This window comes from Shinella sp. GW821-FHT10F02, from assembly GCF_058809275.1.
Genome location: NZ_JBXASL010000008.1, coordinates 146,385 through 169,770, shown reverse-complemented (window position 1 = coordinate 169,770; position 23,386 = coordinate 146,385). Strand labels below are relative to the sequence as shown.

General features: G+C 65.4%; 24 protein-coding genes, 1 pseudogene and 1 riboswitch. Of the genes and pseudogenes, 10 read left to right on the top strand and 15 right to left on the bottom strand.

The genetic code is table 11. From position 1 onward, the window contains the following. The first annotated feature begins 180 nt into the window (after positions 1-180). A riboswitch (cobalamin riboswitch) is annotated at positions 181-409 on the top strand. A gap of 108 nt (positions 410-517) precedes the next feature. Beyond that, positions 518-1,762 (top strand): aromatic ring-hydroxylating oxygenase subunit alpha, encoded by a 1,245-nt coding sequence (locus AC1RWL_RS24260; protein ID WP_439629851.1) that lies wholly within the window; start codon positions 518-520, stop codon positions 1,760-1,762. 1 nt (position 1,763) lies between these two features. Beyond that, the gene (locus AC1RWL_RS24255; protein WP_493095743.1) at positions 1,764-2,861 is read left to right on the top strand and encodes an FAD-binding oxidoreductase; all 1,098 of its coding nucleotides are present in this window, start codon (positions 1,764-1,766) and stop codon (positions 2,859-2,861) included. A gap of 215 nt (positions 2,862-3,076) precedes the next feature. Here AC1RWL_RS24255 and AC1RWL_RS24250 read toward each other — a convergent pair whose 3' ends face one another. Beyond that, on the bottom strand, positions 3,077-4,171 hold the full coding sequence (locus AC1RWL_RS24250) for a glycoside hydrolase family 25 protein (protein ID WP_493095742.1): 1,095 nt from the start codon (positions 4,169-4,171) through the stop codon (positions 3,077-3,079). 233 nt (positions 4,172-4,404) lie between these two features. On the opposite strand from AC1RWL_RS24250, the gene AC1RWL_RS24245 reads away from it, so the two are divergent. From AC1RWL_RS24245 to AC1RWL_RS24225, 5 genes are all read left to right on the top strand, one after another. Next, complete coding sequence (locus tag AC1RWL_RS24245; protein ID WP_493095741.1) at positions 4,405-4,974, top strand: BA14K family protein; 570 nt, start codon at positions 4,405-4,407, stop codon at positions 4,972-4,974. 163 nt (positions 4,975-5,137) lie between these two features. Then, on the top strand, positions 5,138-6,910 hold the full coding sequence (locus AC1RWL_RS24240; protein WP_493095740.1) for an acyl-CoA dehydrogenase family protein: 1,773 nt from the start codon (positions 5,138-5,140) through the stop codon (positions 6,908-6,910). A 154-nt stretch (positions 6,911-7,064) separates the two neighbouring features. Then, on the top strand, positions 7,065-7,820 hold the full coding sequence (locus AC1RWL_RS24235; RefSeq protein WP_493095739.1) for a crotonase/enoyl-CoA hydratase family protein: 756 nt from the start codon (positions 7,065-7,067) through the stop codon (positions 7,818-7,820). Between the two features lie 209 nt (positions 7,821-8,029). After that, positions 8,030-10,120: a methyl-accepting chemotaxis protein McpU gene (gene mcpU / locus AC1RWL_RS24230; RefSeq protein ID WP_493095738.1), complete on the top strand. Its 2,091-nt coding sequence runs from the start codon at positions 8,030-8,032 to the stop codon at positions 10,118-10,120. A gap of 122 nt (positions 10,121-10,242) precedes the next feature. Continuing rightward, entirely contained in the window at positions 10,243-10,992 is a 750-nt protein-coding gene (locus tag AC1RWL_RS24225; protein ID WP_493095737.1) for an SDR family oxidoreductase, read from the top strand. A 108-nt stretch (positions 10,993-11,100) separates the two neighbouring features. On the opposite strand, the gene AC1RWL_RS24220 is transcribed toward AC1RWL_RS24225, so the two are convergent. From AC1RWL_RS24220 to AC1RWL_RS24210, 3 genes are read right to left on the bottom strand one after another with little or no spacing between them, the layout of a single operon-like run. Further along, on the bottom strand, positions 11,101-12,351 hold the full coding sequence (locus AC1RWL_RS24220) for a class I SAM-dependent RNA methyltransferase (RefSeq protein WP_493095736.1): 1,251 nt from the start codon (positions 12,349-12,351) through the stop codon (positions 11,101-11,103). Continuing rightward, positions 12,348-13,100, bottom strand: a complete 753-nt coding sequence (locus tag AC1RWL_RS24215) for a TlyA family RNA methyltransferase (protein ID WP_493095735.1) — start codon at positions 13,098-13,100, stop codon at positions 12,348-12,350. The genes AC1RWL_RS24220 and AC1RWL_RS24215 overlap by 4 nt, the downstream gene beginning before the upstream one ends. Positions 13,101-13,155: 55 nt before the next feature. Further along, positions 13,156-13,428, bottom strand: a complete 273-nt coding sequence (locus tag AC1RWL_RS24210; RefSeq protein WP_493095734.1) for a hypothetical protein — start codon at positions 13,426-13,428, stop codon at positions 13,156-13,158. A 193-nt stretch (positions 13,429-13,621) separates the two neighbouring features. On the opposite strand from AC1RWL_RS24210, the gene AC1RWL_RS24205 reads away from it, so the two are divergent. Further along, a complete protein-coding gene (locus tag AC1RWL_RS24205) occupies positions 13,622-14,632 on the top strand; it encodes a DUF4424 domain-containing protein (protein WP_493095733.1) in 1,011 nt (336 codons plus the stop codon). A 37-nt stretch (positions 14,633-14,669) separates the two neighbouring features. Here AC1RWL_RS24205 and dxs read toward each other — a convergent pair whose 3' ends face one another. From dxs to AC1RWL_RS24175, 6 genes are all read right to left on the bottom strand, one after another. Then, positions 14,670-16,595 (bottom strand): 1-deoxy-D-xylulose-5-phosphate synthase, encoded by a 1,926-nt coding sequence (gene dxs, locus AC1RWL_RS24200; protein WP_435267424.1) that lies wholly within the window; start codon positions 16,593-16,595, stop codon positions 14,670-14,672. A gap of 238 nt (positions 16,596-16,833) precedes the next feature. Beyond that, the gene (locus AC1RWL_RS24195; protein WP_493095732.1) at positions 16,834-17,235 is read right to left on the bottom strand and encodes a DUF1801 domain-containing protein; all 402 of its coding nucleotides are present in this window, start codon (positions 17,233-17,235) and stop codon (positions 16,834-16,836) included. 20 nt (positions 17,236-17,255) lie between these two features. Further along, the gene (locus AC1RWL_RS24190; protein WP_493095731.1) at positions 17,256-17,702 is read right to left on the bottom strand and encodes a DUF1801 domain-containing protein; all 447 of its coding nucleotides are present in this window, start codon (positions 17,700-17,702) and stop codon (positions 17,256-17,258) included. Positions 17,703-17,717: 15 nt separating this feature from the next. Further along, positions 17,718-18,146: an SRPBCC family protein gene (locus AC1RWL_RS24185; RefSeq protein ID WP_493095730.1), complete on the bottom strand. Its 429-nt coding sequence runs from the start codon at positions 18,144-18,146 to the stop codon at positions 17,718-17,720. Then, positions 18,143-18,475, bottom strand: coding sequence for an ArsR/SmtB family transcription factor (locus tag AC1RWL_RS24180; RefSeq protein ID WP_305111820.1), 333 nt, complete (start codon positions 18,473-18,475; stop codon positions 18,143-18,145). The genes AC1RWL_RS24185 and AC1RWL_RS24180 overlap by 4 nt, the downstream gene beginning before the upstream one ends. 233 nt (positions 18,476-18,708) lie before the next feature. Further along, entirely contained in the window at positions 18,709-19,632 is a 924-nt protein-coding gene (locus AC1RWL_RS24175; protein ID WP_493095729.1) for a pirin family protein, read from the bottom strand. Positions 19,633-19,786: 154 nt separating this feature from the next. On the opposite strand from AC1RWL_RS24175, the gene AC1RWL_RS24170 reads away from it, so the two are divergent. After that, complete coding sequence (locus AC1RWL_RS24170) at positions 19,787-20,173, top strand: ester cyclase (protein ID WP_493095728.1); 387 nt, start codon at positions 19,787-19,789, stop codon at positions 20,171-20,173. Between the two features lie 2 nt (positions 20,174-20,175). On the opposite strand, the gene AC1RWL_RS24165 is transcribed toward AC1RWL_RS24170, so the two are convergent. The 4 genes and pseudogenes from AC1RWL_RS24165 to AC1RWL_RS24150 form a co-directional block, all read right to left on the bottom strand. Further along, on the bottom strand, positions 20,176-20,436 hold the full coding sequence (locus tag AC1RWL_RS24165) for an exodeoxyribonuclease VII small subunit (RefSeq protein WP_493095727.1): 261 nt from the start codon (positions 20,434-20,436) through the stop codon (positions 20,176-20,178). A 2-nt stretch (positions 20,437-20,438) separates the two neighbouring features. Then, complete coding sequence (locus AC1RWL_RS24160; protein ID WP_493095726.1) at positions 20,439-21,365, bottom strand: histone deacetylase family protein; 927 nt, start codon at positions 21,363-21,365, stop codon at positions 20,439-20,441. A gap of 70 nt (positions 21,366-21,435) precedes the next feature. Further along, positions 21,436-22,209 carry a zinc-binding dehydrogenase gene (locus AC1RWL_RS24155; RefSeq protein ID WP_493095910.1) on the bottom strand — a complete coding sequence of 258 codons (774 nt, stop codon included), beginning with the start codon at positions 22,207-22,209 and terminating at the stop codon, positions 21,436-21,438. Between the two features lie 144 nt (positions 22,210-22,353). Continuing rightward, positions 22,354-22,584: pseudogene (locus tag AC1RWL_RS24150) on the bottom strand (alcohol dehydrogenase catalytic domain-containing protein); the annotation flags it as partial. Positions 22,585-22,605: 21 nt separating this feature from the next. Between AC1RWL_RS24150 and AC1RWL_RS24145 the strand changes: the two are divergent. Further along, positions 22,606-23,007, top strand: a complete 402-nt coding sequence (locus AC1RWL_RS24145; RefSeq protein ID WP_493095725.1) for an acyl-CoA thioesterase — start codon at positions 22,606-22,608, stop codon at positions 23,005-23,007. Here the strand turns inward: AC1RWL_RS24145 and AC1RWL_RS24140 are convergent. Beyond that, positions 22,993-23,376, bottom strand: coding sequence for a GFA family protein (locus AC1RWL_RS24140; protein ID WP_493095724.1), 384 nt, complete (start codon positions 23,374-23,376; stop codon positions 22,993-22,995). The genes AC1RWL_RS24145 and AC1RWL_RS24140 overlap by 15 nt on opposite strands. Positions 23,377-23,386 lie beyond the last annotated feature (10 nt).

Genomic DNA, 23,386 nt, shown 5'->3' with positions numbered 1-23,386 from the left:
AAGAGCATGATCATGGGCAGCAAACTGCCGAGGGGATGGGCATCCTGCCGCAAAGCTAGGCATATCACCCTGACATATATGCAGAAATCTCGGCGTCCCGCTTTTTAACCACGCAAAAATCCTGTCGCCAAATCATGATGGCATGTCGTTTTTCGACATGTCGCGCGACGATTCTTGCGGTTAGATAAGCACACTCAAGGTGCCACGCTCCCGAAAGGAGTTTGGAGAATTGGGAAGCCGGTTAAAATCCGGCGCTGCCCCCGCAACGGTGTTGGAGCAAGACGCGGCATACGTCACTGGACGGGAGGTCTGGGAAGGCGCCGCGACGGTTCGGAAGGAATGACCCGACAAGGTCACGCCCCGCAGAACGCTCCTCAGCCCGGAAACCAGCCTGGAGAAACGATCGTGACTGGCTGCGGCGGGCGGCTGGGAAGCGTGCATTCCGTGCGGTTTGCCGTCCGGATGCCGTCTTCTTCCGTGCGCCTCAGCCCCAATTTAGATTATCCGAGGATCCGGCATGGACATTCGCAGCGACGTGCTCCGCAAGCTCAAGAACCGGCGCGATGGCTACAGCCTCGAGCAGGCCTTCTACATCGACCCCGACCATTACAAGCTCGACATGGAGACGATCTGGTATCGCGACTGGCTGTTCATCGGCCATGATTGCGAGATCCCCAAGGCCGGCAATTATTTCACCGTCCAGGTCGGCGATTATCCCGTCGTCATCACGCGCGACCGCAAGGGCACGGTGCGCGCGCTGCACAATTCCTGTCGCCACCGCGGCTCGCGCGTCTGCAACCAGCAGAAGGGAACGTCGGCAAAACTCGTCTGTCCCTATCACCAGTGGACCTACGAACTTGATGGCTCGCTGCTCTTCGCCCGCCACATGGCGGAGGATTTCGACAAGACGCAGCACAGCCTGAAGCCGATCCACTGCGAGACGGTCGGCGGCTACATCTTCATCTGCCTGGCAGATCAGGCCCCGGATTTCTCCGCCTTCCGCAATCTGGTCGAGCCCTATCTCGCGCGCCATCGCCTCGGCGAAACCAAGGTCGCCTTCGAAAGCACGATCATCGAAAAGGGCAACTGGAAGCTCGTCTGGGAAAACAACCGCGAGTGCTACCACTGCGCCGCCAACCATCCGGAACTCTGCCGCACCTATCCGGAAGCCCCCAGCGCCACCGGCGTGCAGGGCGCCAAGGACGATCCCGTCATCGCCGAGCATTGGGCGAAGTGCGAGGCGGCCGGCCTGCCGAGCGAGTTCCGCATGTCGCCGACGGGCCAGTTCCGCGCCGCGCGCATGCCGCTCATCCAGGACGCCGAGAGCTACACCATGTCCGGCGCGCGCGCCGTCCAGCGCCCGCTGTCGAGCGACGTGCTGGAAAGCCATATCGGCACGCTGCTGCTCTTCCACTATCCGACGACGTGGAACCATGTGCTGGCCGACCACGCCATCACCTTCCGTGTCATCCCGCTTGGCCCGGAGCTGACGCAGGTCACCACCAAGTGGCTCGTCAACAAGGACGCGGTGGAAGGCATCGACTATCGTCTCGACGAACTCACCCATGTCTGGACCGAGACCAACGACCAGGACCGCCGGATCGTCGAGGAAAACGCCTTCGGCATCCGCTCGCCCGCCTACCAGCCCGGCCCCTATTCGCCGGAGGACGAGGGCGGCGTCATGCAGTTCGTCGAATGGTACGCCAACTTCATGATCGAACGGCTCGACGGCGCCAAAAAGCCGCTCTCGCGGGTGGCCTGACATGACGGTCGCGAGCCATTTCCACCATTTCGACGAACTCCATCCGTGGAACGATCGCCAGCACCTCTTGGAATGCATCGCCGTGACGGCGGAGACGACGGATGTGATGACCTTCACGTTCCGTTCGGATCGCGACAACTGGTTCCGCTACCTGCCGGGCCAGTTCGTCACGCTGGAACTGCCGGCGGCGCCGGACGATCCGGTGATGCGCACCTATACGCTGTCCTCGACGCCCTCGCGCCCCTTCGCCGTCTCCGTGACGGTGAAGGTGCAGAAGAACTCGATCGGCACGCGCTGGATGTTCGACAACCTGCGCCCCGGCGTGAAGCTCAAGGCCTTCGGCCCGCTCGGCGATTTTTCCTTCGTCCGCTATCCGGCGGAAAAGTACCTGTTCATCTCGGCCGGCTCCGGCGTGACGCCGATGATGTCGATGACGCGCTGGATGTCGGATTGCGCGCCGCAGTCGGATGTCGCCTTCGTCACCTGCGCGCGCAAGCCGGAGGACCTGCTGTTCAAGGCGGAGCTCGAATGTCTCGCCGCCCACATGCCGAACCTCGCGCTCGGCTTCGTGGTCGAGGGGCACAATCCGCGCGACGGTTGGCACGGCCTGCGCGGCCGCATCGATGCCGCCCGCCTCTCGCTGCTGGCACCCGATTTCCGCGATCGCACCGTCTTCTGCTGCGGCCCGGAACCGTTCATGCGCGGCGTGCGCGATATGCTGAAGGTCTGCGGCTTCAACATGGAGCGCTACCACGAGGAGAGCTTCCAGCCGGCTGCGGCACCCGCGCCCGAAGAGCTCGCCATTCGCGGCGGTGCGGGCGAGGTGGACGCCGAGGCGATCTCGAACGTCACCTTCACCATGGCCGGCAAGGACGCCAAATGCCCGCCCGGCCAGACGATCCTGCAAACCGCCCGCGCAGCCGGCGTGCGCATCGGTGCCGCTTGCGAGGGCGGCCTGTGCGGCGCCTGCCGGGTCATGAAGGTCTCCGGCGAAGTCGACATGCGCCACAACGGCGGCATCCTCGACGACGAAATCGAGGAAGGCTACATCCTCGCCTGCTGCTCGCGCCCGATCGGGGATGTATCGATCGAGGCGTGAGTCGGAGTGGCGCCGTCCCCCCTCTGCCCTGCCGGGCATCTCCCCCTCAAGGGGGGAGATCGGCAAGAGGCAAGGACATTGCTTCAAAGGCACCCTTTATTTTGGGCAAAACGCCTGCTCCATCCAATCTCCCCCCTTGAGGGGGAGATGCCCGGCAGGGCAGAGGGGATCAAGCACGCGACCTAAATGCGGGTCTCCATCTACCCAGCGACCTCTCAAAAATCCTGGTAGTTCAACGGCGTCACGTCGACCACACGCTGCCCAAGCGTCGCGGTCGCGGCACCCTTGACGGCGAGGCCGGCGCGAACTTCGGCCGTCACCGACACCGGGAACGACGTTGTCGTGCCGGAGGCGAGTGTGACGGCGCCGGTCGTCTGTGCCTCGGCGCCGATGGAGGCTGCGGCCTCGACGGTCGCCTTCAGCGCGCCGCCGGTGGGGATGGAGGCGGTGAGCATCTGGTCCACGGGCTCGAAGGGTTTTTCCGGCACCAGGCCGCCGAAGGCCCAGGCCTTGCCGAGCGCGGCCTTGCTCATCGGCGCGACGTTGACGTCGATGTCATTGAGCGCGCCCTTCACGCGGTAGGGGCAGCGGCGCTTCGAGCAGTTGACGCCGGCGGAGAACTGCCAGAGCGCATAATTGTCCCAGTTGCCCATCGGGAACGCACCCTCGATGCCCGGCTTGTAGCGGGCATACCAGAGCGGCAGGCGCGACAGGATGCGGTATTCGTCGCGGTGCGCGGCGATATAGCGCGCGGTCGAATGGTTGGTGTAGAGCACCGGATAGCGGCCCGTGCGCGTCTTGATATGGCCGGCAAAGACCTGCGCATCTTCGAGCGACATGTAGGTGTCCGGATCGATGCCCTCGATATCCAGCACCATCATCTCGTCGTCCTGCGGATTGGCATAGTCTAGGAAATGGTTGGCCTGGTCGACCGGGTTGCCCGGCCGGGCGAGGTGATAGGCGCCCCAGAGCAGGCCCTTCGCGCGCGCGAGCAGACGGCGGGTCTCGTAAAGTTCGCGGCTCACCGCATATTTGCGCCACATGGTCTTGCAGTGCGCCACCGTGTCGCCGCTGTGCTCGCCCTTGCAGCTATAGCTTTCCGGCAGGCCGTCGGAGGCCTTCGAGATGAAGCCGGCGATGCGCTTGTCGGACAGCATCTCCGACCAGTCGATCTCGTTCAACTCGTAGGCATCGATGACGATGGCGTTTTCCGGCTTTCTCCACGGTTCCACATCGACCGCGCGGGCCGAAAAGGGCAGGGCCGCCAGGAGGATAAGGGCCGCCAGGCCGGAAAGATGCTTCGGGTTCATGGACGCTCCTGTTCGAATCCCGCGCCGGATCAAGCGAGCATGGTGAGCGAGACATGGTTAACGGAGCGCTAATCCGCCCAAGGTTCCAGAACAAGGCTCCCGAATTTGTGACGACCCGAGCCATTGAAACGCGCGCGGGAAGACCGCATATGGAACGAAAGGGACTCTCGTGCGTTTCGCGTTCAAATTGCCATTCGAGCAAATGCTGAAGGGCACGCCTAGGGAGAATTGTCATGAAGTTTATCAATAAAGTCCTTGCGGTGGCGATGTCGGCGCTTTTCGCCGCCACGCCGGTCGTGCCGGCAAGCGCCATGCCGCTTCCCGTCGCCAAGATTCAGTCGACTGCCACCGAAGGTGGCACTTCGGTGCAGCTCGTGCGCGATCACAATCGCCGTATCTGGCGGCGCGGTGGGAGCACCTGGCGCGCTGAACGCTTTGACCGCGGCCGCAACTGGGGCAACGATCGTCGCTACTCCCGTGAGAGCCGCCGCTGGCGCGGCCGTGACCGTGATGTCGGCTGGCGTGGCGACCGCGGCTACCGCAACGGATGGTATCGTGGCCACCGCGGCTACCGCTACCAGCGCAACGGCTATCGCTACCACAATGGCTTCTGGTTCCCGCTCGCCGCGTTCGGCGTGGGCACTGTGATCGGCGGCGCGATCGCCAATGACCGCGGCTATGTCGGTGGTGGCGGCTCGCATGTGAACTGGTGCGCAAACCGCTACCGTTCGTATCGCGCCTACGACAACACGTACCAGCCCTATGGCGGCCCGCGTCGCCAGTGCATCTCGCCCTATAGCTAAGGGACGATTTTAAAGTGCCGGACGGTCCCCCCGGCACAGGAAGCAGGCTGACCGGTCTAATCACCGGCCGGCCTGTTTCCGTTTGGGGATTTGCGTCGGAAAAGTTGACGTTTACGTAAAAATCAATAATCTGCCCGCCAGCACGTCGTGGAGGAGGATAGACATGTACAAGGCGCCGGTCGAGGAGATTGCGTTCACGCTGAAACATGTGGCGGGGCTGGCACCCGCGCTGGAGGGCGGCCATCTCGGCGATCTCACGGACGACCTCGTCGACGCGATCCTCTCCGAAGCCGGTCGATTCGCCACCGAGGAGGTGGCCCCGCTCGCCGAGATCGGCGACAAGCAGGGTGCCCGCTTTGCCGACGGCGCGGTGAAAATGCCCGACGGCTGGCCGGCGCTCTACAAGGCCTGGGCGGAAGGCGGCTGGAACTCGCTGACCGCCTCTCCGGATTTCGGCGGGCAGGGGCTTCCCCACATGCTGCATGTCGCGGCGCTCGAAATGTGGAACAGCGGTTCGATGGCCTTCGCGATCGGCCCGACGCTGACGATCGGCGCGATCGAGGCACTGACGGTGCACGGTTCCGACCATCTGAAATCCACCTATCTGCCGAAGATGGTCTCGGGCGAGTGGATGGGCTCGATGAACCTGACCGAGCCCCATGCCGGCTCGGACCTCGGCGTGATGAAGACCCGCGCGGAACGCCGCGGCGACGGCACCTACCGCCTGTTCGGCCAGAAGATCTTCATCACCTATGGCGAACACGACTTTACCGACAATATCGTGCATCTCGTGCTCGCCCGCCTGCCGGATGCGCCGGCCGGCACGCGGGGCATCTCGCTCTTCCTGGTGCCGAAATTCCTGGTCAACGAGGATGGCTCGCTCGGTACCCGCAACGATGCCCATTGCCATTCGATCGAACACAAGCTCGGCATCCACGCCTCGCCGACCTGCACGATGATCTACGGCGACGGCCGCTTCGGCGAGGAGGCCGGCGCGATCGGCTGGCTGGTGGGCGAGGAAAACCGCGGCCTCGCCTGCATGTTCACCATGATGAACAATGCCCGCCTCGCTGTCGGCATGCAGGGCGTGGCGATCGCCGAAGCCGCGACGCAGAAGGCGATCGCCTATGCGAAGGACCGCACGCAGGGCAAGGCGCCCGGCTGGCAGGGGGCGGGCATGAGCCCGATCATCGAGCACCCGGATGTCGCCCGCATGCTCCTGACCATGAAGGTGCTGACCCAGGGTGCCCGCGCCATCACCTATGCCTGCGCCCACGCCGTCGACCGGGCGCATGGCGAGGAGGCGAAACACTGGAGCGAGCGCGCCAGCCTCCTGACGCCCATCGCCAAGAGCTTTGCCACCGATGCCGGCGTCGATGTTTCCTCGCTCGGCGTGCAGGTGCATGGCGGCATGGGCTTCATCGAGGAGACGGGCGCCGCCCGGCTGTTCCGCGACGCCCGCATCGCGCCGATCTATGAGGGCACGAACGGCATCCAGGCGATCGACCTCGTCACGCGCAAACTGCCGCTGTCGGACGGCGCCCATGTGCGCGGCTTCATCGCGGAACTGCGAGACATCGCCGCCAAGGCCGGGGCCGTCAACACGCCGGCACTCGGCGAAACCGGCGCCCGCCTGGAGGCCAGCATCGCCGACCTCGAAGCCGCCACCGAATGGCTGCTCGCGACACTCGCGGAAGGAAAGCAAGCCGAAGCGCTCGCCGGCGCCACCCCCTACCAGCGCCTCTTCGGCCTCGTCCTGACGGGCGCCTACCTCGCCAAGGGCGCACTCGCCGACGGCGGCGACGGCCGCAACGCGGAGCGCGCCGCGCTTTGCCGGTTTGCTGCGGAAAACATCATCGGCGAAACGGCGGCCTTGCGGGATCGCGTTGTGTTTGGTGCTGCGAGCCTCGCGGCGGCGCGGGCGGTTCTGGGCTGAGGCCGCCGCTACCCCCTCTGCCTGCCAACGTTCCCCCTGATGGGGGAGATTGGCAGGGGGTTGGAACCCTGCTCAAATCGAAACGACGCGCCCGGTCTGCCCGGGGGAAACCTGCCGAGGGCGGCACGGACATCATTCGGAAGAAGAGGACACAATGACCGACCACATCCTGATCGAACGCCCGGAAAACGCCCCCGGCGTCATGGTGATCCGTCTCAACCGCCCCGACAAGAAGAACGCCATCACGCGCGCCATGTACCAGGCGATGACCGATGCGCTGACGGCTGCTAACGCGGACGAGGCGGTGCGGGCGACCGTCTTCCTCGGCTCCGAGGGCTGCTTTTCCGCCGGCAACGACCTCAACGATTTCATGGCCTTCGCCATGGGCGGCACGATGGGCCGCGAGGTGATCGATTTCCTGCATGCGCTCGCCGCCCATGGCAAGCCGCTGGTGTCCGGCGTCGATGGCCTGGCGATCGGCATCGGCACGACGATCCACCTGCATTGCGACCTCACCTATGCCTCGATCCGCACGGAATTCCGCACGCCCTTCGTCGACCTGGCGCTGGTGCCGGAAGCGGCCTCCAGCCTGCTGGCGCCGCGGCTGATGGGCCACCAGCGCGCCTTCGCGCTGCTTGCCGCAGGCGACGGTTTTTCCGCGACTGCCGCGCGCGATGCGGGCCTCGTCTATGCCGTCGTCGAACCGCGTGCAGTCGAAGAACAGACGCTTGCCGCCGCAGCGCGGCTTGCCGCCAAGCCGCCGAAGGCGCTCGCGATTGCCCGGAACCTCATTCGCGGCGACCGCGGCGCGGTGGCCACGCGCATCGACGAGGAGGCGGGGCATTTCGCAGCACAGCTCAAAAGCCCGGAAGCGCGCGCCGCCTTCGAGGCCTTCATGGCGCGCCGCTGAGCGGATTTCCGTGGCCGGGAGGGGTCGGCTGCAATTTGTGGTCTATCAATTTTAAGAGGGCCTTAAACACGTTTTCCTAGGGTGCGGCCATTCTCCGGTGCTCCGTGCCGGCGGCCGCATGATGCGCCCGACACTCGCCTTTCCGGCATGCCGTTCAGCACCATGCGCCCGCCGTCCTGGCGAGGCGCTTCCGAAGGAACATCGCGCCCATGTCCAAGCGCTCCAATCTGATGACGCGCATCCTTGTCGTCGCGTCGCTCGTCGTCGTCGCCGCCTTCACCGGCTTCTCCCTCTATATCGACAGCTTGCAGCGCGGCGTGCTGACGAACTCCGTCGAGGAAAGCATCGACAGTTCAGGCAAGCAGGCCGCCCAGAGCATCGCGAACTGGCTGAACGCCCGCGTGGCGCTGACCGAAATGGCCGGAAACGCCGCCGGCAAGGCCAATGACGCCGCCGGCATCGAGGCCGTGTTGCAGAACGACGTGCTGGTCGGCCAGTTCATGACCACCTATGTCGGCGACGAGGCGGGCACCTTCACAATGTGGCCGAAGTCGGACATGCCGGAAGGCTACGACGCGCGCCAGCGCCCCTGGTATCAGGATGCCGTCAAGGCGAATGGCAGCGTGCTGACTGAGCCCTATACCGACGCCTCCACCAACGACCTGATCATCAGCGCCGCGACCCCGGTCAAGCGCGACGGCAAGCTGCTCGGCGTCGCCGGCAGCGATTTCTCGCTGAAGTCGCTGGTCGACATGGTCAACTCGGTCGATCTCGGCGGCACGGGCTTCGCCTTCCTCGTCAACAAGAACGGCCAGATCCTCGTGCACCAGGACAAGGCGCTGGTCACCAAGTCGCTCGCCGATGCCTTCCCGCAGACGACGCCGGCCATCGGCGGCGGCATCACCCATACGGACTATGCCGGCAAGCCCGTGCTCGTCTCCTTCGTGCCGGTCACCGGCCTGCCGTCGGTCGAGTGGTATCTCGGCTTCACCATCGATAGCGGCATGGCCTATGCGGCGATCGACCAGTTCCGCATTGCGGCGACCATCGCCACCATCCTCGCCGTCGTCGTCATGATGGGCTTCCTCGCGACCGTGCTGTCGCGCCTCGTCGTGCGTCCGGTCACGGACATGACGGGTGCCATGGACAAGCTCGCCTCGGGCGACGTCACCACCGAAATCCCCGGCCAGGAGCGCACCGACGAGATCGGCCGCATGGCCGCCGCCGTCGCCGTCTTCCGCGCCAATGCCATCGAGCGCACCCGCCTCGAAAACGCCGCCGAGGAGGGCCGCGTGCTTTCCGAAAGCGAACGCCGCGACCGCGAAGCCCTGAAGGCGCGCGAAGTGGCCGAAATCCAGCACGCTGTCGAGGCGCTGGCGGATGGTCTCGGCCGCCTTGCCGACGGCGATCTCGCCCACCGCATCGACGCGCCCTTCGCCGGCCACCTCGATCGCCTGCGCACCGACTTCAACCACTCCGTCACCAAGCTGCACACCGCGATGACGACGGTCGGCCAGAACGCCCGCGCCATCGATGCGGGTGCCACGGAAATCCGCTCGGCCGCCGACGACCTCGCCCGCCGCACGGAACAGCAGGCCGCCTCCGTGGAAGAAACTGCCGCTGCGCTGGAAGAGATCACCACGACGGTCAAGGACTCGACGCGTCGCGCGGAAGAGGTCGGCTCGCTCGTCTCGCGCACCCGCGCCGGCGCTGAAAAGTCGGGCGAGGTGGTGCGCCGTGCCGTCTCGGCCATGCAGGGCATCGAAAAGTCCTCGGGCGAAATTTCCAACATCATCGGCGTCATCGACGACATCGCCTTCCAGACCAACCTGTTGGCGCTGAATGCCGGTGTCGAGGCCGCCCGCGCAGGTGAAGCCGGCAAGGGTTTTGCCGTCGTAGCGCAGGAAGTGCGTGAACTCGCCCAGCGCTCGGCCAATGCGGCCAAGGAAATCAAGGCGCTGATCACCGCGTCGGGCGAACAGGTGCGCTCCGGCGTGGCGCTGGTCGACGAGACCGGTGCGGCGCTCGAAGCGATCGTGCGCGAGGTGCAGGAGATCAACGGCCACGTCAACGCCATCGTTCTCTCCGCCCGCGAGCAATCGACCGGCCTCCAGGAGATCAACACCGCCGTCAACACCATGGACCAGGGCACCCAGCAGAACGCCGCCATGGTGGAAGAACAGACCGCCGCCAGCCACGGCCTCGCCACCGAGGCAGCCGCGCTCAACGCGCTGCTGGCGCAGTTCCGGCTGGGTGGCGGCGCAAGCTACGCCGCCACGCCATCCCGCCGCGCGGCGTAATCGGCAGCCTCAAGCAAACAAAAGGCCCGGGATCATTCCCGGGCCTTTTTGTTTTGGCATTTCCGGTCAAGGTCTTAGCGGGTACAATCCGATTCCGCACGGCAGATACGAGGACGCGAAGAATGGGTGAATTGCAGGGGCGAACTGTCGTTGTCACGGGTGCAGCACGCGGGCTGGGTGCGGCACTCGCCACGTCTCTGGCGGAGGCCGGGTGCGACTTGGTCCTATGCGCCCGCAACCTCGCGGCGCTCGAAACGCTGGCCGACGCGATCGCCAGCGCCACGGGCCGCCGCCCCGCCTGCATCGCCATGGACCTCGCCGAGAGCGAAAACGTGCGCCAGGCGGTCGACGCGATCACCGGCGCGTACGAGCATGTCGACCTGTTGATCAACAACGGCGCGATGTGGCTGGAGGCGCGGGACGAACCGCTCCCGGTCGAGACGGTCCTCGGCGTCATCAACTCCGCCGTCACCGGCACATTCCTGTTCAGCCAGGGCCTTCTTCCGCTTCTCCACCGCTCCGCCAACCCGGATATCGTGACCATCGGCTCGGTAAGCGGCCTGGCGAATGCAATGCTCGACGGTGTTTCCGTTCCCTTCTACGCCGCCAAGCGCGGCCAGACGGCGATTGCGGAAGGGTTGCGGCAAATGCTGTCGGGCACACCCGTCCGCTCGATCATCGTGCACCCGCCGGATCTGGACGACATCCAGCCCGGCGAACCCGCATGGGCGGAGGCGCCCGGGCGGGCCAAGAGTGAGCGCGCCACCAACCGGGATGTGGTGGAGGCCGTGCTGTTCGCCGTCACGCGCCCGCGCAACGTGTCGCTCTCCATCGTGCTGGATGCGGATCATGGCGGGGTGTTCCCCGGCTAGAGCATTTCCAGCCGAAGCGGCATCGCTTCGGCGTCGGATAATGCGGCAAAAACAAAAACCTAGAGCATTTCCGGTGAAACGGAGTTCACCGGAAATGCTCTAGTCCGCCTACTTCTCCAGCACCGCCACCGCCTCGACATGGGCCGACCAGAGGAACTGGTCGATCGGCGTCACCAGGCGGATGCGGTAGCCGGCGGCAGTGAGGATGGCGAGGTCGCGCGCGAGGCTGACGGGGTTGCACGAGACGGCCACGATGGTTTTCACGCCGGAGCGGGCGAGTTCCTTGCACTGGTCTTCCGCGCCGGCGCGCGGCGGGTCGAAGACCACGGCGTCGAAAACCTTCAGTTCGGAGGTCATCAGCGGGCGGCGGAAGAGGTCGCGCTTTTCCACCGTCACGGGCTTCAGGCCCTGCGTGTTGCGCGCGGCCTGGTCCAGCGCCTTCAGCGCCTTCTCCTCGCCCTCCACCGCATGCACCTTGGCCTGCCGGGCGATACGCAAGGCAAAGGTGCCGGAGCCGGCAAAGAGGTCGGCGACGCGCTTGGCCTTGCCGAGGGCAGCCAGCACCAGATCGGCCATCGCGTCCTCGGCCGGCTTCGTCGCCTGGGTGAAACCGCCGGCGGGCGGGGAAACGCGCACGCCGGAAAAATCGATCACCGGCCGCTGCGGCTCGATCAGGATCTCGCCGTCACTGGAAACCCGCGCAATGCCGGGCAGTGAAAGCACGCAGGCCGTGACGGCGCGCCGTTCCTTGTCGCCCACCTTCTTGATGCCCTCGAAGGCGAGGTCGAGGCCGGCGAGCGTCTCCAGCACCGTCACGCGAAACGGTTCGCTGCTGGTGGCGATGGCGCCCGCGACGCGGCGGATCGCGTCAAGCCGCGAGATGATGCCATCGCTGGAGATCGGACAGTGGTCGATGGAGACGATATGGTGGCTGCCGGCCTGGTTGAAGCCGAGCAGCACGGCCTTTTCCGTCTTGCGCGCGGTGAAGACGACGCGCCGCCGCTCGCCCGGCCGGGCGATGACGAGCGGCGCCACCTCGGGCGTCAGGCCCTTGGATTTCAGCGCATTCACGAGGAGTTCGCGCTTGAAGGCGTGGTAGAGCGCATCGCTTGCATGTTGCAGCGTGCAGCCGCCGCAGGTGCCGTTCTTGCCCTCCGGGCCGAAATGCACGCAGGGCGGCTCGACGCGCTCGGGCGAGGCGACCGACATCGACATGACCGTGCCGATGTTCTTCACGCGCGCCACGGCGACCGTCTCGCCGGGCAGCGTGAAGGGCACGTAGACCGGCCCGCCCGGCGCCTCCGCAATGCCGTCGCCGCCCGAGCCGAGCCGCGCGATGGTCAGCGTCTCCGTCGTCATGGCTTGCGGCCCCCGAGCAGGAACTCGACATTGCCGTCCCCGCCGGTGATCGGCGAGGGCAGGAGGCCGAGGCTCTTCCAGCCCATGTCCTCCACCAGCCAGCGCTCCAGCTCCGCCGCAACCGCAGGCGCACTGTCCGGGTCCTTCAGAAGCCCCGCCTTGCTGATCGCCTCGCGGCCGGCCTCGAACTGCGGCTTGACGAGCAGCACGCAGAAGGCGCCGGGCTCGGCCATTTCAAGGGCCGGCGGCAGCGCCAGCTTCAGCGAGATGAAGGAGACGTCGGAGACGACGGCGCCGATTTCGCGCCCTTCGAGATGGTCCTCGTCGAGCACCCGCGCGTTTAGCCCCTCGTAATTGGTGATGCGCTCGTCAGCCCTCAGCCGCGGGTGAAGCTGGTCGTGGCCGACATCCACCGCGATGACATGGCTGGCGCCGCGCTCCAGCAGGATATCTGTAAAGCCGCCGGTCGAGGCGCCGATGTCGAGGCAATCGAGCCCCGCTGGATTAAGGCCGAATTCGTCAAGCGCCGCCTTCAGCTTCAGTGCCGCGCGCGAGACATAGGCCTGCGCCGGGTCGTCGATCTCGATGACGGCCGAGGCGGGGAAGGTGGAGCTCGGCTTGGTGACGATGCGGCCGTTCACCTTGACGGTGCCGCGCGAAATCGCGTCGCGCGCCCGCGATCGGCTGGCAACGAGACCGGCATTCAGCAGGAGCTGGTCGAGGCGGATGGTTTCTGTGGGTTCGGACATCGCCTCTCATGACGCCTCGCGCCGCAGGTGGCAAGCCCTGATGTGCCCTTCGCCGTCAGAGCCAGATGATACGGCCCGGGAAATTTTGCAGCGAATCGATGTCGATAAGGGTGGAAATACCTTGCGGCTCCGCTTCCGGCCGCGCCGCGCGCACGATCACCGGATCGCGGCCGATCTCGTGTGATTTGCGGATCTCCGGCAGCTTCTTTTGCAGGATGGCCAGCGCCGCGGCCTCGATGGCCGGGTCGTGCGACGGCCGGTCCTCGGCCGCCGCGATGGAGACATGGCAAAGCGTGGCGGCGAGAGCCGCAAGCAGCGCGAAACGCATGATGGAAAATCCCTGTCCGGTCTTTCTCTTCGTTGAGCCGGAAGCTAGCAGCCGGAGGTTTCGGAACGCCCAAGGGATGTGGTTACGCGGTTGCAAAACGGGATGGTTGAGAAAGCGTCACCGCGTTTCGCGCTTGCTGCACGGTGTCGTTTCGGCTGATATCGCGGCCGACAGACATCTTGCGAGGACATCCATGAACGCCGCTTTCCGCCTTGCTCCGCTGCTTCTCGCGCTGTTTGCAGCGCCGTCGCTCGCCAACGACACGATGGCGGAGCTGAAGACCGGCGGGTTGACCTTCGTGCGCACGCCGGAGGTGGAGATGACGAGCGAAGCCCTCTTCATCTCGCCGGAGGAAATCCGCGTCGACTATGTCTTCACCAACACGTCTGAGAAGGATGTCTCCGGCCTCGTCGCCTTCCCGATGCCCGATATCGGCGGCGACCCCTATGCGAATGTCGCGATGGACGATTTCGAGACGGACAACTATCTCGCCTTCACGGCATCGCAGGACGGGAAGACCGTCGCCGTCAATCTCCAGCAGCGCGTCTATGCCTCGGATATCGACGTGACCGAAGACCTCAAGGCCAACGGCATTCCGCTGCTTCCCTTCGCGACCGCGACCAAGGACGCGCTGAAAAAGCTCCCCGAGGAGGTGGCGGCCGACTGGATCGCCCGCGGGCTGATCTTCATCGACACCTACGACAATGACGGCAACGGCATGAAGGACTACCGCACGCCGCTCTGGTCGCTGAAATCCGTCTATTGGTGGCGCACGACCTTCCCGGCGGGCAAGGAGGTGAAGGTCCAGCACCGCTACAAGCCGAGCGTCGGCGGCACGGTGGGCATCAGCTTCCTGGAGGAGGGGGCGGCGAAGGGTGAGCGCTATGAGGACTATGTGAAGCGCTACTGCATCGAGGAGAACATCGTGCGTCGCGCCCAGCAGTCGGAAAAGGACATGCAGGCTGGAAAACCCTACCTCTTCGAGAACTGGATTTCCTACATCCTGACGACCGGCGCCAACTGGTCCGGCCCGATCAAGGATTTTTCGCTGACGATCGACAAGGGCGCGCCGGAAAATCTCGTCAGCTTCTGCGGCGAAGGCATCAAGAAGACGGGGCCGACAACCTTCGAGATGAAGGCGAAGGATTTCACGCCCGCAAACGAGATCGACATCCTGCTGCTGAAGCCAAGCGCCGCGCAGTAGAAACCGGGCGGCGCGGGCTTCACCGAATAGGGTAAGGTCAGCCGGCTGCGCCCACACCCACGGCCTTCTGGCCGAGTGTCTTGAAGACGGTGGAGACGATGCCGGCGCGGTCGAGGCCGGCTTTGGCGTACATCGCGTCGGGCTTGGCCTGTTCCATCCAGATATCCGGAAGCACCAGCGGGCGCACCTTCAGGCCGTGATCGAGCAGGCCTTCCATGGCGAGGAATTGCAGCACATGGCTGCCGAAGCCGCCGACGGCGCCTTCCTCGATGGTGATCAGCACCTCGTGGTGGCGGGCGAGTTGGCGGATGAGGTCGTGGTCGAGCGGCTTTGCGAAACGCGCGTCGGCGACCGTCGTGGAAAGGCCGGCGGCATCGAGGTCCTCGGCGGCGAGCAGACAATCGGCCAGGCGGGTGCCGAAGGAGAGCAGCGCCACCTTCGACCCCTGCTTGACGACGCGGCCCTTGCCGATCTGGAGGATTTCGCCGCGTGCCGGCATGTCGATGCCGACACCTTCGCCGCGCGGATAGCGGAAGGAGATCGGGCCGTCGTCATAGGCGGCGGCGGTGCGTACCATATGCTTCAGCTCCGCCTCGTCGGCAGCCGCCATCACCACGAAGCCTGGCAGTGTCGCGAGATAGGTCGTGTCGAAGGAGCCGGCATGGGTCGGCCCATCGGCGCCGACAAAGCCGGCGCGGTCGATCGGGAAACGCACCGGCAGACCCTGGATCGCCACGTCATGCACGACCTGGTCGTAGCCGCGTTGCAGGAAGGTGGAATAGAGCGCACAGAACGGCTTGTAGCCTTCGGACGCGAGGCCTGCGGCGAAGGTCACCGCATGCTGCTCGGCAATGCCCACGTCGAAGGTGCGCATGGGATAGGCGGCGGCCAGCTTGTCGAGGCCGGTGCCGTTCGGCATGGCGGCGGTGACGCCGACGATCTTCTCGTCGAAGCCGGCTTCCTGCACCAGCGCATCGGCGAAGACGGCGGTATAGGCGGGCGCGTTCGGCTTGGCCTTCGCCTGCGCGCCGGTGATGACGTCGAAGGTGTTGACGCCGTGATACTTGTCGGCGGCGGCTTCTGCCGGCGGATAACCCTTGCCCTTCTGGGTGACGACGTGGATCAGCACCGGGCCCTTGGAATTGTCACGCACATTGCGCAGCACCGGCAGCAGGTGCTCGAAGGAATGCCCGTCGATCGGACCGATATGGTAGAAGCCCATCTCCTCGAAGAGCGTGCCGCCGGTCACATAACCCCGTGCATGTTCAACGGCGCGGGTGATCGCGCGGTCGACCTTCTTGCCGAGATAGGCCGTCAGCTTCTTGCCGAGGTCGCGGAAGCCCATATAGGTGCGCCCGGAGGCGAGCCGCGCAAGATAGGCGCTCATGGCGCCGGTCGGCGGGGCGATCGACATGTCGTTGTCGTTGAGGATGACGATGAGGCGTGCATCCAGCGCACCGGCATTGTTCAGCGCCTCATAGGCCATGCCGGCCGACATGGCGCCGTCGCCGATGACGGCGATGACATTGCGGTTCTCGCCGGAAAGATCGGCCGCGACCGCCATGCCGAGGCCGGCGGAAATCGAGGTCGAGGAATGGGCGGCGCCGAAGGGATCGTATTCGCTCTCGGCGCGCCGCGTGAAGCCGGAGAGGCCGTCTTCCTGGCGCAATGTGCGGATGCGGTCGCGCCGGCCGGTGAGGATCTTGTGCGGATAGCACTGGTGGCCGACATCGAAGATCAGCCGGTCCTTGGGCGTGTCGAAAACCTTGTGGATGGCGATGGTGAGCTCGACCACGCCGAGGCCCGCGCCCAGATGCCCGCCGGTGCGCGACACGGCGTCGATCATCTCGGCGCGCAGTTCGGCTGCCAGTTGCGGCAGGTCGCGATCGTCCACGGCCTTCAGGTCCGCCGGAATGTGGACCTTGTCGAGCAGCGGTGTGGCGGGTGCTTGTGTCACTCTCATGCCTCGTGTTCTCGCCCGCGTGCCGAAAACTCCGCTGTGGAGCCCGACCCGGGCATGCGGCTTTGACCGCGTTAGCCTGTCACATGCAGAATGCGGCGCGCGATTTCAACCGTTTCGGCAAGTCTAGAGCGTATTTCGCCGGATTGATACCGCACAAACCGACGCACTGCCCGAGTTCTCCCGGGCAATTGGGGCATTTTGCGGACGCCGGCCGCCCGCACTCAATTTGTCGTGATTCCTACCTCTTCTTCGGGCGTTTCGCCGTGTTCAGGGCGACGGCAGCCTGGACCAGCGCGGTGAGCGCGGCCTCGTCGATCGCTTCGCCCTCATGCACGTCGATGGCGCGGCGCGTGTTGCCCTCCAGGCTGGAATTGAACAGGCCGGCCGGGTCGGGCAGCGATGCGCCCTTGGCGAAGGTCATCTTCACCGCCGCCTTGTAGGTCTCGCCGGTGCAGATGATGCCGTCATGTTCCCAGACCGGAACGCCGCGCCATTTCCATTCCTCGACAATGTCGGGGTCGGCCTTTTTGATGATGGCGCGCAGCCGGGCCAGGGTTTCGCCGCGCCAGTCGGCAAGCTCCTCGATCCTTTTGTCGATCAGACGGGAAGGGGATTCCGTTTCACTCTTGGCCTGGTCCATGGTTTCCAACCTTTCGTTCGTCACATGCGCTCGCCGGGAAGCCGGCTTGCCTGGCGGATCCAGTCCGCAAGCTGGGCTTCATCGAGCACGTCTTCCTCGTGGATGTGGAAATAGCGCGTCTCGGCAGTCTTGGAAGCGACCGGGGGCATCGGTTCGAGCGCAGTGCCGCGGAAGAAGGCGAGCTTGATGTATTTGTTGAAACAATGCAGGCCGAGGAACCAGCCGTCACCCTCGATGCCGTAGAACGGCGAGTTCCACTTGACCGCCTTGTACACGCCGGGCACGGTTTTCTCGATCAGCGCATCGAGCCGGCGGCCCATGTCGCTCTTCCAGCCCGGCATGGCGGCGATGTAGGCCTGGATCGGCCCGTTGCCATAGCCCTTGGCAATCTGCGGATTGCCGCCCGAAAGCAGGACCGGTTGACCGGCCTGCTTCCTGGGCGCCTTCTTGGTGGTCTCGCCGGTCATGATCCTCGCTCCGCGTTATGCCAGTCCCGCCAGAACCCGCTCCAGGTTCGTGAAATGCTGCTCCCAGCCATGGCGGGCGCCGCCGAAGGCCTGCTTCTGCTCCGGCCGGAACCCGGTCTGCTCCATGCGCAGATGCGTTCCCGTGGCCGTCGGCGTCAGCGTGAAGCTCACCACGCTCCTGAGGTCGAAGGCCGGATCGTCGTGCACATGATCCCACGTATAGCTCAGCATCCTGCCGGGCTCGACCGTCAGGACGCGGCAATCGACACTACCCCAATCGCCGCGGAGCGTGAAATCATGGCCGACGACGGGTGCGAAATCGGTCTTCATCAGCCATTCCGAGATGAGGTGCGGCTGCGTAAGTGCACGCCAAAGCTTTTCCGGCGGATGGGCGATCTCGCGCTCGACGACGACGGCGCGCGTCTCGGGTGTTGCGTCACTCATTGATCCATTCTCCTCAGCAAATTTTCGAGATCGTCGAAGCGCGTCTCCCAGAACCGGGCCATCTGGCTGGTCCAGTCGATGAGCGGCGCGAGCGCGCCGAGCTGGGCGCTGTAATGCGTCTGGCGTCCCTCGTGCCGGTCGCGCACGAGGCCTGCCTGCTTGAGGAGGTTCAGATGTTTGGAGACGACTGGCTGCGAGACGCCCGCCTTAGCCGTCAGCGCCCCCACCGTCTTCTCACCCTCGCGGCACAGCCGCTCGAAGAGCGCGCGCCGGGTCGGGTCCGCCAACGTGCGGAACAGCATGTCATGCGCTTCGGCCACTTGATCCATACCTCAATGACTATGAATAACGTATAGCTGCGTGGCTATGGATGTGTCAAGTCCACCTCTCCTCCGTCATGCTCGGGCTAGACCCGAGCATCCATCTGGCGCTCGCGGCTTGGATCCTCGGGTCTAGCCCGAGGATGACGGTGGAAGCAGGAGCGAATCTGCCAAGACGTGAGCGCGCAACGGAGCATGCCGCTCCTTTGCGTCATCATATCATATACCTTTGTGACTATGCATTACCCGGCAGGCAGCGGCACGAATTCCTCCTCGTCGCCGGGCACGATGTCGAAGCGGCCGGTGCGCCATTCCTCCTTGGCCTGCTCGATGCGCTCCTTGGAGGAGGAGACGAAGTTCCACCAGATGTAGCGCTTGGAGCCGAGCGCGGCCCCACCGAACAGCATGATATGACAGCCCTGCGGCCCCGCCTTCAGCGTGATCGCATCGCCCGCGCGGAAGACGAGCAGCCGGTCCGCCTCGAACAGGTCGCCGGCCACATCCAGCGTGCCGGAGAGCACATAGACCGCGCGCTCCTCCCATTCTGCTGGCAACGGTGCAGCAGCACCGGGCGCAAGCGTCAGGTCGACATAGAGCGTGTCCGTCGGCACATCGACGGGCGAGGCATGGCCTTCATAGCGGCCGATGATGGTTCGCGCAGCTATGCCATCGGCCGAAAACGAGGGAAGTTCGGCCTTGGTGGTGTGGGCAAAGACCGGCGCCATCTCCTCATGGCTGTCGGGCAGGGCGAGCCAGGTCTGGAGGCCGGAAATCGACATGGGCCTGCCGCGCAGGTTTTCCGGCGATCGCTCGGAATGCACGATGCCGCGTCCCGCCGTCATCAGGTTCACGTCGCCGGGCGCGATCACCATTTCGGTGCCGATGCTGTCGCGGTGCTTGATCTCGCCGTCGAAGAGATAGGTGACGGTGGAAAGCCCGATATGCGGGTGCGGCTTGACGTCGATCGCGTCGCCCGCCCGCAACAGCGCCGGCCCCATGCGGTCGAAGAAGATGAATGGCCCCACCAGCCGGCGTTTGGCCGTCGGCAGCGCGCGCCGCACCGCAAGCCCGCCGATATCGCTGGTGCGCGGAATGATAAGATGCTCCAGCGCATCACACGCCGCCGCGTCACCCGCCTCCGGGTCCGTGCCGGGAAAGAAGCTCATCACGCCCTCCTGTCATTGGTTCATGGGCGGATGTTAGCGGGCGGCGGGCGAGGCGGATAGCGCGATCCTGTTGACGCTGTGGTCAAGCTTTCCGCCCATATGGCTTTCGCCGCCCATTGCCCCATATTGAGGGCAGATACACAGGAACGGATGCATGACGAAGGACGATCTCTCGGCGCTCTACCGCGGCTATATCGCCTGCCTGAACGCACAGGACTGGCCGAACCTCGGCAATTTCGTGCACGAGGACGCGCATTACAACGGCAAGCGCATCGGCCTGTCAGGCTATCGCACCATGCTGGAAGGCGATTTTCGGGCGATCCCCGATCTTCGCTTCACTATCGATTTCCTGATGGCGGACCCGCCGCGCATCGCCAGCCGGCTGCTGTTCGATTGCACGCCCATCGGCGAACTCTTCGGCCTTCCCGTCAATGGCAGGAAGGTCGCGTTCAGCGAAAACGTTTTCTACGAATTTCAGGATGGGCGCATCCGCAATGTCTGGTCGATCATCGACAAGGCCGCGATCGCAGACCAGCTATAGGCTCACGCCCCGTCGAGTGGCTCCGTGCCCTGCGGTTTGCCGGCGCGGTCGAGGCGGATTTTTTCGATGCGGTTTTCGGCGGCCGAAAGCAGCGTCTCGCAATGTTTCTTCAGCGCTTCGCCACGTTCGTAGATCTCGATGGAGCGGTCGAGCGGCACGTCGCCGCGCTCCAGCGCTGCAACGATCTTTTCCAGCTCCTCGACGGCCTGCTCGAAGGTGAGGGCGGAGACATCCGGGGCGGCGGCAGGGGCGGCGTTGGTCATGGTCAGCCTCTCATCAGGCGGTAGATATGGGTGGCGGCGGATTCGGCGAGGCCTTCGAGGTCGTAGCCGCCTTCCAGCAGGCTGACCACCCGATTGTTCGCCGATTTTTCGGAAAGTTCCATGATCTTCGCCGTCGCCCAGTCGAAATCGTCGGCGACGAGATTGATCTGCGCCAGCGGATCGCGGTGGTGGGCGTCGAAGCCGGCGGAAATGATGATCACGTCCGGCCGGAAATCGGCAACGCGCGGCAGCACGCGCGAGCGAAAAGCCTCGCGAAAATGGTCGCTGCCATCATTGGCCGAAAGCGGCGCGTTGACGATGTTGCCGGCCCCCGTCTCGTCCTTCGCCCCGCTACCGGGATAAAGCGGCATCTGGTGCGTCGAGCAGAACAGCACGGAGGGGTCGTCGAAGAAGATGTCCTGCGTGCCGTTGCCGTGGTGCACGTCCCAGTCGACGATGGCGACGCGCTCCGCACCATAGGCCCGCTGCGCATGACGGGCGGCGATTGCGGCATTGTTGAAGAAACAGAAGCCCATCGCCTTGTTGCGCTCGGCATGGTGGCCGGGCGGGCGCGCCGCGACGAAGGCGTTGTCCGCCTTGCCGGAAAAGACCGCATCGATCGCGCCGATCGCCCCGCCGATGCCGGTCAGCGCGGCCTGGAGGCTCGCCGGGCTCGCATAGGTATCCGCCTCGACCTGGTTGATGCCCTCCTCGGGCATCTCGTCCATGACGGCGCGCAGGTGGCTTTCGGGATGGGCGAGCAGCACGAAATCCTCGTTCGCCTGCGCCGCCTTTTCTCGCACGAGCGGCGAGAAGCGCTCGTGTTCCAGCGCGAGGTTGATCGCCCGGATACGGTCCGACCGCTCCGGGTGGCCCTCAGGCGTGTGGTGCTCGAGGAAGATCGGGTTCTCGAAGAGAAACGTCGTCATGGCCGGAAGCTACCTATTGCGGTTGGCGAGGTCCACGGGAAATGGGCCAGTCTCCACGCCTTTTCAACCGTCATGGCGCAAGGAGCAGTTTTCCGACGCGTGACGGGTCGTCCTGGCGGGCAAGCGCCGCTTGTAGGTCCGAGAGCGCAAAGACGCCATCCACCGCGGAACCGAGATAACCGGCGCGGATGCCCGCAAAACTGCGCGCGAACGCCTCTTCGATCGCCGCGCGTGGCGCGGAATGCACCCAGTTGCGCAGCCACAGGAAGGAGAAGGCGACCTCCTCGCGGCGCGCGGCGACCAGCGTCGGATCGAGCTGCGCCCCGCTCAGCGCGCCATATTGCAGGAAGGCCCCACCGCGCCGGAGATGGCGGAACAGCCCATTGCCGGGCTCGCCGCCGACCGCATCGAGCACCGCATCGAGCGGCGGCAGCGGCGCCTGCGCGACGATCTCGCCGGAAAAGCTTTCCGCCAGTCGCTGCGCCGTCGCCAGGCTGCGCACAAGGGCGACCGGCTGGAAGCCGGTCTCCGCCAGCAGCACCAGCAGCATTTTTCCAATGGCGGAGGCTGCGGCCGTCACACCGATGCGCTGGCCCGTTGCGCAGCCGAAGTGCTCACGGACCGCATCGACCAGCCGGAACGCCGTCAGCGGATTCACATAGGCCATCGCGGCCTGATCGTCCGAAAGATCATCCGGCACCGCAAAACACCGGTCCGCCGGGCGGATAAGATATTGCTGCCAAAGACCGCTCGCGCCAATAGGCAGCACGCGCTGGCCGATGGCGAAGCCCACTCCATTGGCGGCTTCGGTTAACGGCCCACCCCCCTCTGTCCTGCCGGACATCTCCCCCTCAAGGGGGGAGATCGGCAAGTGTCGAGACCCTTCCCCGGCTTGCAACGCCTGAGATGGCCGAGACGATGCTCCATCCGATCTCCCCCCTTGAGGGGGAGATGTCCGGCAGGACAGAGGGGGGTATGGCTGTCCGCCCACACCACCCCCGATCCGCACGATCTCCCCAACCCCCTCGAAGCCGGGCACGAAGGGCAGGGTGGTGCGGCTGCGGTAGGCGCCGGTGATGGGGATGAGGTCGGAGGGGTTTATGGCGGCGCGCAGGATGCGGACTTCCACTTCGCCCGGGCCGGGGGCCACGCGCTCGGCCTCTTCCAGGGCGATCACTTGCCGGGGATCGCCGAACGCTCTAACAACGGCACGAAGCATGGTTTTATCCCGGGGGTCGACGTGGAACAGACGGCAGACATCACGGTGAGCGAGGTCCGCATACCCTTTCGCGATATAGACATGCACGGCCACATGCACAATGCCGCCTACTACGCCCATGCAGAGGCCGCCGTCGCGGGCCTTTGGCGTCATAGGCCCGAGGGGCGGGACGACCCAGTTTATTTCGTGCGCAAATCCGGCTGCACCTTCCATCGCGGCCTGCGGCTGGACGATCTGGCCCGCTTCAAGGTGTCGGTCACGCGCATCGGCGCCACCTCGCTCAGCTTTGCCGTCTCGATCTCTTCCGAAGGTGCAGCGGTGGCCGATCTGGAAATCGTCTGGGTGGCGGTCGATCCCTCGACGCGCCAGCCCGTCAACGTACCGCAGCCGGTGCGCGACTGGCTGAAATCATTCCTCGCCTGAAGCCGTCTCGACCTGCAGCCAGACCGGCCGGCAATCCTCGAAGGAATGGTACTGGGGCTGAAGCGCCGGATCGGACGGATCATCGAAACCGCCGATGAGCAGCGCCACGACCGGTTCGTCGTCGATCGCGCCGATGGAGCTGCCGCAGGCCGGGCAGAAGGCGCGGCTGGAATAGTCCGAGGAGCGCCAGGTCGCGGGTTTTGCGCCCGTCCAGGCGAGGCGATCGACGGGAAACTCCACCCAGGCGGCGGTCGGCGCGCCGGTATGCTGCTGGCAGAAGCGGCAGGAGCAGGTATGCGGCTTCTCAGCCGGTCCCGTCGCCTCGAAACGGATGGCGCCGCACAGGCAGCCGCCGGAATAGATCTTCATCTCACCCTCA